Source organism: Streptomyces caelestis (assembly GCF_014205255.1).
In the GTDB taxonomy this organism is placed as follows: Bacteria; Actinomycetota; Actinomycetes; order Streptomycetales; family Streptomycetaceae; genus Streptomyces; species Streptomyces caelestis.
On record NZ_JACHNE010000001.1, the window covers coordinates 1,003,842 to 1,017,650 of the forward strand.

12 protein-coding genes are annotated in these 13,809 nt (G+C 71.6%); 3 read left to right on the top strand and 9 right to left on the bottom strand.

Features of this window, described 5'->3' with window-relative positions; all coding sequences use genetic code 11:
- Positions 1-117 precede the first annotated feature (117 nt).
- The 5 genes from HDA41_RS04460 to HDA41_RS04480 all read right to left on the bottom strand — a co-directional run bounded on the left by HDA41_RS04460 (position 118) and on the right by HDA41_RS04480 (position 5,158).
- Entirely contained in the window at positions 118-2,511 is a 2,394-nt protein-coding gene (locus HDA41_RS04460) for an ATP-binding cassette domain-containing protein (protein ID WP_184980889.1), read from the bottom strand.
- A gap of 118 nt (positions 2,512-2,629) precedes the next feature.
- Complete coding sequence (locus HDA41_RS04465) at positions 2,630-3,043, bottom strand: VOC family protein (RefSeq protein ID WP_184980891.1); 414 nt, start codon at positions 3,041-3,043, stop codon at positions 2,630-2,632.
- Positions 3,044-3,053: 10 nt separating this feature from the next.
- Positions 3,054-3,527, bottom strand: a complete 474-nt coding sequence (locus HDA41_RS04470) for a helix-turn-helix transcriptional regulator (protein ID WP_221511412.1) — start codon at positions 3,525-3,527, stop codon at positions 3,054-3,056.
- Positions 3,528-3,592: 65 nt separating this feature from the next.
- Entirely contained in the window at positions 3,593-4,048 is a 456-nt protein-coding gene (locus HDA41_RS04475) for a hypothetical protein (RefSeq protein WP_184980895.1), read from the bottom strand.
- 156 nt (positions 4,049-4,204) lie between these two features.
- Positions 4,205-5,158 (bottom strand): ROK family protein, encoded by a 954-nt coding sequence (locus tag HDA41_RS04480; protein WP_184980897.1) that lies wholly within the window; start codon positions 5,156-5,158, stop codon positions 4,205-4,207.
- A 160-nt stretch (positions 5,159-5,318) separates the two neighbouring features.
- Between HDA41_RS04480 and HDA41_RS04485 the strand changes: the two genes are divergently transcribed.
- Together HDA41_RS04485 and HDA41_RS04490 are read left to right on the top strand one after the other, a co-directional pair.
- Positions 5,319-6,383, top strand: coding sequence for a LacI family DNA-binding transcriptional regulator (locus tag HDA41_RS04485; protein WP_184980899.1), 1,065 nt, complete (start codon positions 5,319-5,321; stop codon positions 6,381-6,383).
- Between the two features lie 7 nt (positions 6,384-6,390).
- A complete protein-coding gene (locus HDA41_RS04490; protein ID WP_184980901.1) occupies positions 6,391-7,224 on the top strand; it encodes a hypothetical protein in 834 nt (277 codons plus the stop codon).
- On the opposite strand, the gene HDA41_RS04495 is transcribed toward HDA41_RS04490, so the two are convergent.
- Both HDA41_RS04495 and HDA41_RS04500 read right to left on the bottom strand, forming a co-directional pair.
- Positions 7,170-9,287, bottom strand: coding sequence for a serine/threonine-protein kinase (locus HDA41_RS04495; RefSeq protein WP_184980903.1), 2,118 nt, complete (start codon positions 9,285-9,287; stop codon positions 7,170-7,172). The genes HDA41_RS04490 and HDA41_RS04495 overlap by 55 nt on opposite strands.
- 146 nt (positions 9,288-9,433) lie before the next feature.
- Positions 9,434-10,735 carry a DUF6986 family protein gene (locus HDA41_RS04500; RefSeq protein WP_184980905.1) on the bottom strand — a complete coding sequence of 434 codons (1,302 nt, stop codon included), beginning with the start codon at positions 10,733-10,735 and terminating at the stop codon, positions 9,434-9,436.
- A gap of 193 nt (positions 10,736-10,928) precedes the next feature.
- Here HDA41_RS04500 and HDA41_RS04505 point away from each other — a divergent pair, with 193 nt between their 5' ends.
- Positions 10,929-11,834 (top strand): endonuclease/exonuclease/phosphatase family protein, encoded by a 906-nt coding sequence (locus HDA41_RS04505; protein ID WP_184980907.1) that lies wholly within the window; start codon positions 10,929-10,931, stop codon positions 11,832-11,834.
- Between the two features lie 57 nt (positions 11,835-11,891).
- On the opposite strand, the gene HDA41_RS04510 is transcribed toward HDA41_RS04505, so the two are convergent.
- Together HDA41_RS04510 and HDA41_RS04515 are read right to left on the bottom strand one after the other, a co-directional pair.
- A complete protein-coding gene (locus HDA41_RS04510; RefSeq protein ID WP_184980909.1) occupies positions 11,892-12,854 on the bottom strand; it encodes an electron transfer flavoprotein subunit alpha/FixB family protein in 963 nt (320 codons plus the stop codon).
- A gap of 54 nt (positions 12,855-12,908) precedes the next feature.
- A complete protein-coding gene (locus HDA41_RS04515; RefSeq protein ID WP_184980911.1) occupies positions 12,909-13,697 on the bottom strand; it encodes an electron transfer flavoprotein subunit beta/FixA family protein in 789 nt (262 codons plus the stop codon).
- Positions 13,698-13,809: the final 112 nt, after the last annotated feature.

The following is a 13,809-nucleotide window of genomic DNA, read 5'->3' on the forward strand; positions in this document are numbered from 1 at the left end:
GGGGTGTTCAGGAGACGGAGTGCCCTCGAATCGTGTCGTTATTCGACCGTTTTGCGGCTTATCTACAGATTCATCGGTTCCCGGGAACGGCCTCACGGCCGTTCCCGGGGACCCGCGTCAGGCGCCGACGTAGGCCGCGAGGTGTTCCCCGGTCAGGGTGGAGCGGGCCGCGACGAGGTCGGCCGGTGTGCCCTCGAAGACGATCCGGCCGCCGTCGTGGCCGGCGCCTGGGCCGAGGTCGATGATCCAGTCGGCGTGGGCCATGACCGCCTGGTGGTGCTCGATGACGACGACCGACTTGCCGGAGTCGACGAGCCGGTCGAGCAGGCCGAGCAACTGCTCCACGTCCGCGAGGTGGAGACCGGTGGTCGGCTCGTCGAGGACGTAGACGCCGCCCTTTTCCGCCATGTGCGTGGCCAGCTTGAGGCGCTGCCGCTCGCCGCCGGAGAGGGTGGTGAGCGGCTGGCCGAGGGTGAGGTAGCCGAGCCCGACGTCGGCGAGCCGCTCCAGGATCTTGTGCGCGGCCGGGGTGCGGGCCTCGCCGCTGCCGAAGAACTCCTCGGCCTCGGCCACCGACATCGCGAGCACCTCGCTGATGTCACGGCCGCCGAGGTGGTACTCCAGCACCGAGGCCTGGAACCGCTTCCCCTCGCAGTCCTCGCAGGGGGTGTCGACGCCGGCCATCATGCCCAGGTCGAGGTAGATGACCCCGGCGCCGTTGCAGGTCGGGCAGGCCCCCTCGGAGTTGGCGCTGAACAGGGCCGGCTTCACGCTGTTGACCTTCGCGAACGCCTTGCGGATCGGGTCGAGCAGCCCGGTGTAGGTCGCGGGATTGCTGCGCCGCGAGCCCTTGATCGGGCTCTGGTCCACCGAGACGACCCTCGCGTCGGCGGGGATCGACCCGTGCAGCAGGGAGCTCTTGCCGGAGCCGGCGACACCGGTGACGACGGTGAGCACCCCGAGCGGGATGTCGACGTCGACGTCCCGGAGGTTGTTCGCCGACGCGCCCCGGATCTCCAGCGCGCCGGTGGCCTTGCGGACCGTCTCCCTGAGAGTGGCCCGGTCGTCGAGATGACGGCCGGTGACGGTGTCCGCGGCTCGCAGCCCCTCGACCGTGCCCGCGAAGCAGACGGTGCCGCCCGCCGTGCCTGCACCGGGGCCCAGGTCGACGACGTGGTCGGCGATCGCGATCATCTCCGGCTTGTGCTCCACGACGAGCACCGTGTTGCCCTTGTCCCGCAGCCGCAGCAGCAGGTCGTTCATCCGCTGGATGTCATGCGGGTGCAGGCCGATGGTCGGCTCGTCGAAGACGTAGGTGACGTCGGTGAGCGAGGAGCCGAGGTGGCGGATCATCTTCACGCGCTGCGCCTCACCGCCCGACAGCGTGCCCGCCGGCCGGTCGAGCGAGAGATAGCCCAGACCGATCTCCACGAACGAGTCGAGCGTCCCCTGCAACGCGGTGAGCAGCGGCGCCACGGAGGGCTCCGAGAGCTTCCGGACCCACTCGGCCAGGTCCCTGATCTCCATCACGCAGGCGTCGGCGATGCTGATGCCGTCGATCTTCGAGGATCTGGCGCCCTCGCTCAGCCGGGTGCCGTCGCACTCGGGACAGACGGTGAAGGTGACCGCCCGCTCCACGAACGCCCGGATGTGCGGCTGCATCGCCTCCTTGTCCTTGGACAGGAAGGACTTCTGGATCTTGGGGATCAGCCCCTCGTAGGTGAGGTTGATGCCGTTGACCTTGATCTTGACCGGTTCCCCGTAGAGGAAGGCGTGCAGCTCCTTCTTGGTGTACTCGCGGATCGGCTTGTCCGGGTCGACGAAGCCCGACTGGGCGTAGAGCTGCACGGTCCACTGGCTGTCCGACTTCCAGCCGGGGATGGTGAACGCGCCCTCGGACAGCGACTTGGAGTCGTCGTAGAGCTGGGTGAGGTCGATGTCGGAGACCTTGCCGCGGCCCTCGCAGCGGTTGCACATGCCGCCGGTGCGCTCGTAGGTCGCCTTCTGGGCCTTGGTCTTGGCACCGCGCTCGACGGTGATCGCGCCGCTCGCCCGGACGGAGGCGGTGTTGAAGGAGTACGCGCTGGGCGGGCCGATGTGCGGCTTGCCGAGTCGGCTGAAGAGGATGCGCAACATCGCGTTGGCGTCGGTGGCGGTGCCGACCGTGGAACGGGGGTCGCCGCCCATCCGCTGCTGGTCCACGGCGATCGCGGTCGTCAGCCCGTCGAGCACGTCGACCTCGGGCCGGGCCCGGTTCGGCATGAAGCCCTGCAGGAAGGCGCTGTAGGTCTCGTTGATCAGCCGCTGCGACTCCGCGGCGATGGTGTCGAACACGAGCGAGCTCTTGCCCGAGCCGGAAACGCCCGTGAACACCGTCAGCCGGCGCTTGGGGATCTCGATGCTGACGTCCTTGAGGTTGTTCTCGCGCGCGCCGTGCACGCGGATCACATCGTGGCTGTCGGCAACGTGCGGCCCGGACGACTGTCTGTCCGTCCTCGTGGCCATGCTCATCGGTCTCCATCTGTCGGGCGGGGCTGCCGCGGTCGGGCGATCTGGTGCCCCGCGCCCGCCCGGAGGTGCGGCGCGGGGGTGTTGCGTACGGATCCGTGGGCAGGCTGCTACCGCGCCGTCACGGCTTGAGCTGCTGGATGCGGACCATGTTGCCCGCGGGGTCGCGGAAGGCGCAGTCGCGAACGCCGTAGGGCTGGTCCATGGGCTCCTGGACCACCTCCGCGTCGCCCGCCTGCACCCGCTCGAAGACGGCGTCGACGTCGCGGGTGGCCAGGACGATGCTGGCGTAGGTGCCCTTGGCCATCATCTCGGCGATGGTCTTGCGCTCGTCCTCGGTGATGCCGGGGTCCGCGGCCGGCGGATGCAGCACGATGTTCGTGCCGGGCTGGCCGGCCGGGCCGACCGTGATCCAGCGCATCCCCTCGTACCCGACGTCGCCCCGGACTTCGAAGCCGAGGGTGTCGCGGTAGAACGCCAGGGCGGCGTCCGGGTCGTCGTGCGGAAGGAAGCTGGCGTGAATGGTGAGGTCCATGGCCATCACGCTAGTTTCGGCCCGGGCCGGGCGCTTCTCGATTCCTGATCGGTCTGGTCACCTGTTTCGCCACGCACGACGGGATTCCCGCGGTGGCGAGGACCGCCTGGCGCCGGTATGCGCTGGGCGGCATGCCGACCAGTTCGGTGAAGCGGGTGCTGAAGGTGCCCAGCGACGAGCAGCCGACCTCGAAACACACCTCGGTGACGCTGAGATCCCCACGGCGCAGCAACGCCATGGCGCGCTCGATGCGGCGTGTCATGAGGTAGCTGTACGGCGACTCTCCGTAGGCGAGCTTGAACGCGCGGCTGAGATGCCCGGCCGACATGTGCACCCCCCGGGCCAGCGCCTCGACGTCCAGAGGCCGTGCGTACTCCCGGTCGATCCGGTCCTTGACCCGGCGCAGGAGGGCGAGGTCGCGCAGGCGCTGCGCCGGGGCGGGTCTGCTGCTCACAGGCGCGATCGTGTCACATCGCACGGACATTCGGGCGCTTTTCGAGGGAGAGCCCGGCACCCCGGACCAGTGCCCGTCAGGTGTACCGGTGCCCGTCAGGTGTAGTACGTGTCGAACGTTCCGATCCACCACGCGGCGGGCGGCAGGAGGCACACCTGCACGCCGGCCGTGATCCAGCACCGGCCGAGGACCGCGATCCCGCAGGTCCACCACGCCGTGGTGCGCAGCGCGCTCACCACGGCGGCCTGATAGCCCCGCCCGGTGAGGTCCATCATGCCGGGGTAGCCCATCCAGTCCTCGGTGAAGACGCCGTCCGCCCCGAACACGATGGCCGTCGACACGAGCCACAGGTCGGCCAGCAGGGCCGTCACGGCGAGGGTCACATCGAAGCGCAGGAACGTGGGCGTCGGCACCAGCAGCCGCGCCAGGGGGTGTCCGTGGCGCCGCGTCCAGTCCTCCGACCGGATGCGGACGAGCGTGACGACGGCGTACACCAGCGCGCCGGCCGCCGCCGCCCATCCGCCCATGAAGGCGAGCCCGAAGAACAACATCCCGACACCCACGCCGGACCAGATGGCGCCGGCGTCGGAGTGGTTCCCTCCGCATCAGGAGAGCGCCGGGCTCAGGAACGCGCAGGCCGGGAACGCGCCGCGCTCAGGAACGGGCCGCGCGCCGGAGATGTCCCGCCTGAACGTTCCTGCTCCGTCTCACACTCCCGCCGCGGCCGTGTCCGTCCGCCTCTCCAGTGCTGCCGCCGCCGCGCCCACCAGCCCGGCGTCGGTGCCCATCTGGGCCGGGGCCACGGTCAGGTGCCGGACGAAGGACAGCGTCGCGTAGCCGCTCAGGGCCTTGCGCAGGGGGGCGAACAGGATGTCGCCCGCCTTGCCCACTCCCCCGCCGATCACGGCGATGTCGATCTCCACCAGGGTCGCGGTCGCGGCGATCCCGGCGGCCAGGGCCTGGGCGGCCCGCTCGAAGGAGGCGACGGCGACCGGGTCGCCGGCCCGGGCGGCGGCGGCCACCGCGGCGGCGGACGTGTCGCCGTCGGGACCGGGCCGCCAGCCGTTCTCCAGGGCGCGCCGGGCGATGTTGGGGCCGCTGGCGATGCGCTCCACGCAGCCGTGCGAGCCGCACGGGCACAGATCGCCGTCGAGGTCCACGCTGATGTGGCCAATGTGGCCCGCGTTGCCCGTGGGGCCGGGGTGCAGCCGGCCGCCGAGCACCAGTCCGCCGCCGACGCCCGTGGAGACGACCATGCACAGCGCGTTGTCGTGGCCGCGGGCGGCGCCCTGCCAGTGTTCGGCCGCCGTGATCGCCACCCCGTCGCCGATCAGTTCGACGGGGAGGCCCCCGGCCGCGGCCCGGACGCGCCCGACGAGCGGGTAGTCGCGCCAGCCGGGCACGTTCACCGGACTGACCGTGCCCGCCGGCCTGTCCACCGGACCGGCACTGCCGATCCCGACGGCCGTGGCCCGCTCCCAGAGCGGCGACCCGGTGAGTTCGCCGAGCACCTCCTCCACGGCCCGCATCACGGTGTCGCCGTCCTCCCGGGCGGGCGTCGGCCGCTGGGCGCGGACCAGGATCCGTCCCTGACCGTCCACCAGAGCGCCGGCGATCTTGGTACCGCCGATGTCGAGCGCGGCCACGAGGTCGGTGTGCATCAGTGTCGGAACTCCCCGTCAACGGTGAAAGGACTGGCCGGCCAGCAGCGGAGCACGGTCCGGAGATTGCGGTGGACAGTCTCCCCCGAGCCTGACAACGTTGTCCAGGCTCTATGCTCGACGCCACATCCTCATACAAATCCAGGACCGCCGCACCCCCGTGGACGACAGGACAGGACACCGCACCGTGCCCCAGACCAACCTCCGATCCGCCACGCGCTACGGCACCCGGCCGACCATGAAGGACGTCGCGGCACGGGCCGGGGTCGGGCTCAAGACGGTCTCCCGCGTCGTGAACGGGGAGCCGGGCGTGACCCCGGAGACGGAGCGGCGTGTCCAGGAGGCGATCGACGCGCTCGGTTTCCGCCGCAACGACAGCGCGCGGGTGCTGCGCAAGGGCCGCACGGCGAGCATCGGTCTGGTCCTGGAGGACCTCGCGGACCCGTTCTACGGGCCGTTGAGCCGGTCGGTCGAGGAGGTGGCGCGCGCGCACGGCGCCCTGCTGATCAACGGCTCCAGCGCGGAGGACCCGGACCGCGAGCAGGAACTGGTGCTGGCCCTGTGCGCGCGGCGGGTGGACGGGCTGGTGGTGATCCCGGCCGGTGACGACCACCGGTATCTGGAGCCGGAGCTCAGGGCGGGTGTCGCCACGGTGTTCGTGGACCGGCCGGCCGGGCACATCGACGCCGACGTGGTCCTGTCGGACAACTTCGGCGGTGCCCGGGACGGCGTCGCCCACCTCATCGCGCACGGACACCGCCGGATCGGCTTCATCGGCGACATGCCCCGCATCCACACCGCCGCGGAGCGGCTGCGCGGTTACCGGGCCGCGATGGAGGACGCCGGCATACCGGTGGCGGGCTCCTGGATGTCCCTCGGCGTCACCGACCCCGAGCGGGTGCGCCGGGCGGCCGAGGAGATGCTGTCCGGCCGGGACCCGGTCACCGCGATCTTCGCGGCCAACAACCGGGTGACGGTCACCGTGATCCGCGTGCTCGCCGAGCAGGCACGCCGGGTCGCCCTGGTCGGCTTCGACGACATCGAGCTCGCCGACCTGCTCCAGCCGGGCGTCACCGTCGTCGCCCAGGACGCGGCGGCCATCGGCCGTACCGCCGCGGAACGCCTCTTCCGGCAGCTGGACGGCACCCTCGTCACCCCCGAACGCATCGAGCTGCCGACCCGGCTGATCACCCGCGGCTCGGGCGAGCTGCCCCCGGCGGATTGAGCGGCCCATGGAACACACGGAACATAGGGAGCACCTCGCCGATCGCACCCTGCGAGCACTCGGCCTGGCCGAGGCCCCGCGCGAGCACCCCCTGCTCTACCCGGGCGCGTGGCCCGCCGACTCCGGGCTCCTCGACGGGGACCGCTTCCTGCCGCTGGACCGGCTGGTGTACGAGGACCGCACACCGGTTCTCGCCATCGGCTCAAACGCCTGCCCAGGGCAACTGCGGCACAAGATGGAGGAGTTCGGGATCATGTCGCCGATCCCGATGGTGAAGGCCCGGGTGACGGGCGTCGACGCCGGTGTGTCGGCGCATGTGAGCCGTATGGGGTACGTGTCGGCCTCGCCGGTCAGCGCGCCCGACACCGTGCGGGAGTTGTTCGTCATCTGGCTCGACGCCGAGCAGCTCGCGGTGATCGACGCGAGCGAGGGCGTGCCGGTGCCGGCCGGCAACTACGACCGTGCCTGGCTGCCCTCGCCCGACGTGCGCGTCGACCTCGCGGACGGCACCCGCCTGCCGGGTGCGTACGCGTACGTCAACCGGCACGGCGTCCTGCACGACGGCACCGGCGTGCCGCGCACCCACCCGGGCCAGCGGGTGCTGCTCACCGAGCTGCTCGTCGGCCTGCCGCGCTTGCGGGAGCTGTTCGGCGTCGTGCCCGAGGAGTTCTCCGCGCGGGCCCGCTCCGACCGGCGGTCGTGCGAGCGGGGCACGCGGCTGTTCGTCGAGGAGAAGCTGGTGACGGCGTCGGGGCTGGAGCGGTACGCGGCGGTGTCGCTGCGCGCTCAGCAGACCGGGAGCCCGGGGACGGGCGCGTCGTTGTCGCCGCCCTTGATGTAGACGTCGCTGACCCAGACGTCCGTGTTGCCGCTGTCGTCGTCGGTCCTGGCCCACCAGATGTTGGTCCACTGGCCGTCGGTCTCCCGCCGGCCCAGGTTCTGCTGGCAGTAGAAGTAGTTGGTGCCGGCCTTGAGGACGCCGACCTTGGTGCCGGAGGCGGTGTAGGAGTCCGCGGTCTTCCAGACCGTGCAGTTGTACTTGCCGCCGCCGATGGCGTGGCAGACGGGTGCCTCGGTGGTGGTTCCGCCGCCGCCTGTCGTACCGCCGTCGCCGGAACCGCCGCCGGTGCCGCCGCCTGCGGAGGTGCCGCCCGACGTCCCTCCGGTCATGTCGCCGGTGGTGCCGCCGGAGGACTTGGCGGGGGCCGAGGTGGTCGCCCGGCCGGTGGGCTCCGGCTTCTTCTCGTCCCCGGGCTTCTCCGACGGAGCCTTGCCCTTCTCGTCGCCCTGTCCCTCGGGCCTGGGGGCGTTCGAACCGTCATCTCTACGACCGGACTCGCCCGCCGAGGCAGCGGCATCGGCACGGGCGGCGTCGGTCCGCGCGCCCGTGTCCTTGCTGTCGGAGTCGGTCAGCAGGGCGACCGTGGCACCGGCCGCCGCGAGGACGACGGTGACGGCCGCGGCCGCGAGGAGGACACGGGCCTTCCGGCGAAGCGTGGCGCGGGAGTTCATCGGACCTGTGGCAGCGGAGGCACCGGGGGCGGGGCTGCCCGGACCGGCCGGCCCGAAGCCGTGCGGTCCGGGGCCCGGGCCGTGCGGTCCGGGGCCCGGGTCATGTGGGCCGGGGCCTGCGGTGTGCGGACCAGCGCCCGAGCCGTGCGAGGCGGCCCCTGAAGCCTGCTGGCCGTGACTCGGGCCGTACGAGCCCGGCCCTGTGCCGTGTGGACTGTGTCCCGAACCATCCGAGCCGGACCCCGAGTCCTGCGAACCGGCCGCCGAGCCATCCGAGCCGGGCCCCGAGCCCGCGCCGGGCTGTCCTGGTGCGTCGGAGGCCGTCGCTCCTGGGGTGCCGGTGGTTCCGAGGGCGGCAGCCGTGCCGGAGCCCGGTGTGCCCGGAGCATCCTGGGGTCCGGTGGCGCCCGGCTGCATGTGCTGTGCTGGTCCGAAGCCCGGCGGCACCGACGGGACACTGCGCTCCGTCTCGGGGCACGGGGGCCGGGGCGAAGCCGCAGGGCCTCGCAATGCGGACGTCGGCGTGTCCGTGCCGCCTGTGTCCGCCAGCCTCTGGAGCATCTCGCGAGCCCGGTCGGCCTCCGGGCGGCCCTCGGGGCGCTTGTCCAGCAGCTGCTGGAGGACGGGGGCGAGGGGGCCGGCGCGCCGGGGCTCGGGCAGCGGCTCGGTGACGATCGCGGTGAGCGTCGAGAACGTGGACGTACGGCGGAACGGCGAGGAGCCCTCGACGGCCGCGTACAGCGTGGCGCCCAGGGCCCAGATGTCGGATGCCGGGCCCGGGTCGGCGCCTTGGGCCCGCTCGGGGGCCAGGTAGTCGAGGGAGCCGACGAGTTCGCCGCTGCGGGTGAGGTGCGTGGCCGAGCCGTCGCCCGGGTCGTCCATGGTGGCGATGCCGAAGTCGGTGAGGACGACCCGGCCCGAGCGGTCGAGCAGGATGTTGCCGGGCTTCACGTCACGGTGCAGCACGCCCACGCGGTGGGCGGCGGCCAGCGCGTCCATGACCTTGGCGCCGATCCCGGCCGCCTCGCGCGCGTCCAGCGGGCCGCGGTCGCGCAGGACGTCGTCCAGGGACGGCCCGTCGACCAGCTCCATGACGATGAGCGGGCGGCCGTCGACCTCGGCGATGTCGTGCACGGCGATGACGCCGGTGTGGCGCACCCGGGCCGCCGCACGCGCCTCGCGCTGCATCCGTAGTCGCAGACCGGCCAGTTCGGGGCCCGCCGCGTCGGTGTAGGTGCGCAGTTCCTTGACCGCCACCTCACGGCCGAGGACCTCGTCGACGGCTTTCCAGACGACGCCCATGCCGCCGCGCCCCAGCTGGGCCGTGACCCGATAACGGCCTGCCAGCAGCCGACCGTCCCCGTCCGACTGCCCGTACTCCCCCGTTGACACCGCTGCCCCGTTCCCCTGATCCCACCGGATCCGCTGACACGTCCGTACGTGGCGTACAGACTACGGGGCGGCGGTGACAGCGACAGGCGGTGGTGACGGCTGTGACAGTGCCGGTACGGGGGGGCAGAGCCCTCGGAGAGAGGCCCTCAGGCGGACGCCGTCAGGTCCCCCCGCCGGGGCACCGCGAAGCTCTCCAGGTCGGCGCGGGTCAGGCCGGTCAGCCGGGCGACCTCACCGATGTCCAGGGCGCCGCAGTCCAGGCCGCGCAGCAGGTAGCCGCTGAGGGCCTTGGCGGTGGCGGGTTCGTCCATGACGTCGCCGCCGGTGCGGTTGGCGTAGCGGGCGAGACGGGCGGCGGCCTGTTCGAAGCCCTCGCGGTAGAAGGCGAAGACGGCCGCGTAGCGGGTGGGGATGTGGCCGGGGTGCATGTCCCAGCCCTGGTAGTAGGCACGGGCCAGGGCGCGGCGGGTGAGGCCGTAGTGCAGGCGCCAGGCGGCGTGCACCTTCTCGGTCGGGCCGATGGGCAGGACGTTGGTGGAGCCGTCCGAGACGCGGACGCCGGTGCCGGCCGCGGCGACCTGCATGACGGCCTTGGCGTGGTCGGCGGCCGGGTGGTCACTGGCCTGGTGGGCGGCGGAGACGCCGAGGCAGGCGCTGTAGTCGAAGGTGCCGTAGTGCAGCCCGGTGGCGCGGCCCTCGGCGGCCTGGATCATGCGGGCGACGGTGGCGGAGCCGTCGGCGGCGAGGATGGCCTGGCTCGTCTCGATCTGGATCTCGAAGCCGATCCGGCCGGGCTCCAGCCCGTGCGTCTTCTCGAAGGCGTCCAGCAGGCGCGCCATGGCGGTGACCTGCTCGGCGTAGGTCACCTTGGGCAGGGTGAGGACCAGCCCGTCGGGCAGGCCGCCGGCCTCCATCAGGCCGGTGAGGAAGATGTCGAGGGTGCGGATGCCCCGGGCACGTACGGGCGCTTCCATGCACTTCATGCGGATGCCCATGCAGGGGGCGGCGGTGCCCTCCTCGTAGGCCTCGGCGATCAGCCGGGCGGCGCGGGCGGCGGCCTCGTCCTCCTCTGCGTCGGGGCGGTTGCCGTAGCCGTCCTCGAAGTCGACGCGCAGGTCCTCGATCGGCTCGCGCTCCAGCTTGGCGCGCACGCGCGCGTGGACGGGCTCGGCGAGTTCGTCGGCCAGGCCGAGGACGGCGGCGAAGGACGCGGCGTCCGGGGCGTGTTCGTCGAGGGCGGCGAGGGCCCGGTCGCCCCAGGCGCGGATCGTGTCGGCGGCGAAGGCGTCGCCGGGTACGTAGACGGTGTGGACGGGCTGTCGGGTGCCGGGGTCTCCGGGGTAGCGGCGCTCCAGTTCGGCGTCGACGGGCGCGAGGGAGGCGCTGATCTCCTCGCTGACGGCGCCCGCGAGGCTCGTCGCCACCTTCTCCTGCCGGCCCTGACCCATTCCGAGACCCTCCTGCTTCCGCTGTGCGGAATCAACAATCCGTAGAGCGAAGTTATCGGCCGCCCTTCGGCCTGGTCAACACCGTCTGGAAGTGGGATTCCCCATCCTCCACCCTTGGTCACTGCCGACCCGCCGTCTTCTTCCGTATTCAGAGGGCAAGCTTCATCCTGACGCGCAAGGGGAGGGAGACCACGTGCCGAACGAGGTCGGAGTGACGCGCCGCCACGGGCTCAAGGCGGCTGCGGCCGCCGCCATCGCTGGACCGCTGCTCACCAGCGCAGGCCCCACACAGCCCGCTTCCGCCGGCGAGCACCCAGGTGCCCTGAACGTCATGACGTTCAACGTGCGCTTCGCGACCGTCGTCGACGCGACACCGCGCTGGGCCGTGCGCCGACCGGTGATGCGAGAACTGCTGCGCCGCGAGCGACCCCACGTCATCGGCACCCAGGAAGGGCTCTACCGGCAGCTGCGCATGATCGAGACAGATCTCGGCGGGCACTACGACTGGATCGGCACCGGACGTGGGGGCGGCAGCAAGGACGAGTTCATGGCGATCTTCTACGACACGCGCAGACTCGACCCGATCGAGTTCGATCACTTCTGGCTGTCCGACACCCCGAACACGATCGCCTCGAACACCTGGGGCGCGGACTGGCTGCGCATGGTGACCTGGGTCCGTTTCGCCGACCTCGCCGACGGGGGACGGGAGTTCTACGTCCTCAACACCCACCTGGACAGCGTCAGCCAGTACGCCCGGGAACGCTCGGCGGGGCTCATCGGCGAGACGATCGCCGGGTGGGACCGGTCGTTACCGGTCATCGTCACCGGCGACTTCAACGCGGCCGCCCACGACAACCGGGTGTACGACCTCATGCTGGACATCGGACTGGTGGACGCCTGGGACGCGGCGGCCTCGCGGAGTCCGGCGTATGGGACGCACCACGGCTACCGAGGGCCCAAGCCCGGCGGGCGGCGCATCGACTGGATCCTCACGACGCCCGGGGTGACCACGCACTGGGCCGGGATGAACACCTTCTCCGTGGACGGGACGTACCCGAGCGACCACCTGCCGGTGCAGGCCTCGATGACCCTGGGATGAGAAGAGGCCCCCGTGACCGTTCGTGCGGTCACGGGGGCCTTCCACAGCCGGGGTCGATCAGCCCTTGCGGGTCTTGATCTCCTCGGTCAGGGCCGGGACGACGTCGAAGAGGTCGCCGACGACGCCGTAGTCGACGAGATCGAAGATCGGGGCCTCGGCGTCCTTGTTGATCGCCACGATCGTCTTCGAGGTCTGCATACCCGCGCGGTGCTGGATCGCGCCGGAGATGCCGGAGGCGATGTACAGCTGCGGGGACACGCTCTTGCCGGTCTGGCCGACCTGGTTGGTGTGCGGGTACCAGCCGGCGTCCACCGCGGCACGCGAGGCGCCCACAGCCGCGCCGAGCGAGTCGGCGAGTGCCTCGATGAGTCCGAAGTTCTCCGCGCCGTTGACACCACGGCCACCGGAGACCACGATCGCGGCCTCGGTCAGCTCCGGACGCCCGGTCGACTCACGCGGCGTACGGCCGGTGACCTTCGTGCCGGTGGCCTGGGCGGAGAAGGACACGGACAGCGCCTCGACCGCACCGGCGGCCGGAGCCGCCTCGACGGCCGCGCTGTTGGGCTTGACCGTGATGACCGGCGTGCCCTTGGAGATACGGGACTTGGTGGTGAAGGACGCGGCGAACACCGACTGGGTGGCCACCGGGCCCTCGTCGCCGGCCTCCAGGTCGACGGCGTCGGTGATGATGCCCGAGCCCAGACGCAGCGCCAGACGGGCGGCGATCTCCTTGCCCTCCGCGGAGGACGGCACCAGCACGGCCGCCGGGGACACGGCCTCGACCGCGGCCTGCAGCGCGTCCACCTTCGGCACGACCAGGTAGTCGGCGTACTCGGACGCCTCATGCGTGAGCACCTTCACCGCGCCGTGCTCGGCGAGCGCGGCGGCGGTGTCACCGGCACCGTTGCCCAGCGCGACGGCGACCGGCTCGCCGATGCGGCGGGCCAGGGTCAGCAGCTCCAGGGTGGGCTTGCGGACGGCACCGTCCACGTGGTCGACGTAGACGAGAACTTCAGCCATGGGACTTCTTCTCTCCTGCTTGCGAAAGATGAGGGGCGGTCAGCGAATGCGGGCTCAGATGAACTTCTGGCCCGCGAGGAACTCAGCGAGCTGCTTGCCGCCCTCGCCCTCGTCCTTGACGATCGTGCCCGCGGTACGGGCCGGACGCTCGGCCGCGTTCTCGACCGTGGTGTAGGAGCCCTCCAGGCCGACCTCCTCCGCCTCGATGTCGAGGTCGGACAGGTCCCAGGACTGAACCGGCTTCTTCTTGGCCGCCATGATGCCCTTGAAGGACGGGTAACGCGCCTCGCCCGACTGGTCGGTGACCGACACGACCGCCGGCAGGGAGGCCTCAAGGTTCTCGGAAGCGGCGTCACCGTCGCGGCGGCCCTTGACCGTGCCGTCCTCGACCGACACCTCGGACAGCAGGGTCACCTGCGGCACACCCAGACGCTCGGCGAGCAGCGCGGGCACGACACCCATGGTGCCGTCGGTGGAGGCCATACCGGAGACCACCAGGTCATAGCCGGCCTTCTCGATGGCCTTGGCCAGGATCAGGGAGGTGCCGATGGCGTCGGTGCCGTGGATGTCGTCGTCCTCGACATGGATCGCCTTGTCGGCGCCCATGGACAGCGCCTTGCGCAGGGCGTCCTTGGCGTCCTCGGGGCCCACCGTCAGGACGGTGATCTCCACGTCGTCGTCGGAGTTCTCGGAGATCTGCAGCGCCTGCTCGACCGCGTACTCGTCGAGCTCGGAGAGCAGACCGTCCACGTCGTCCCGGTCGACGGTCAGGTCATCGGCGAAGTGCCGGTCGCCAGTGGCGTCGGGCACGTACTTCACAGTGACAACGATCCTCAAGCTCACGCCGGCTCTCCTACTGCATCGTCATTTCCATGCTGCCTACTTGCAGGCAGCATAGGCGCCTCAAGCGGCCGATCCCGGTCGGGGCGACCCACGCTCCGAGCGAAATATTACT

Bases quoted from the DNA above. Each gene is read 5' to 3' on its own strand.
- HDA41_RS04510 (WP_184980909.1), bottom strand. From the start codon at position 12,854: ATGGCTGAAGTTCTCGTCTACGTCGACCACGTGGACGGTGCCGTCCGC.
- HDA41_RS04490 (WP_184980901.1), top strand. From the start codon at position 6,391: ATGGAACACACGGAACATAGGGAGCACCTCGCCGATCGCACCCTGCGA.
- HDA41_RS04480 (WP_184980897.1), bottom strand. From the start codon at position 5,158: ATGCACACCGACCTCGTGGCCGCGCTCGACATCGGCGGTACCAAGATC.
- HDA41_RS04460 (WP_184980889.1), bottom strand. From the start codon at position 2,511: ATGAGCATGGCCACGAGGACGGACAGACAGTCGTCCGGGCCGCACGTT.
- HDA41_RS04470 (WP_221511412.1), bottom strand. From the start codon at position 3,527: ATGTCCGTGCGATGTGACACGATCGCGCCTGTGAGCAGCAGACCCGCC.
- HDA41_RS04500 (WP_184980905.1), bottom strand. From the start codon at position 10,735: ATGGGTCAGGGCCGGCAGGAGAAGGTGGCGACGAGCCTCGCGGGCGCC.
- HDA41_RS04475 (WP_184980895.1), bottom strand. From the start codon at position 4,048: ATGTTGTTCTTCGGGCTCGCCTTCATGGGCGGATGGGCGGCGGCGGCC.
- HDA41_RS04465 (WP_184980891.1), bottom strand. From the start codon at position 3,043: ATGGACCTCACCATTCACGCCAGCTTCCTTCCGCACGACGACCCGGAC.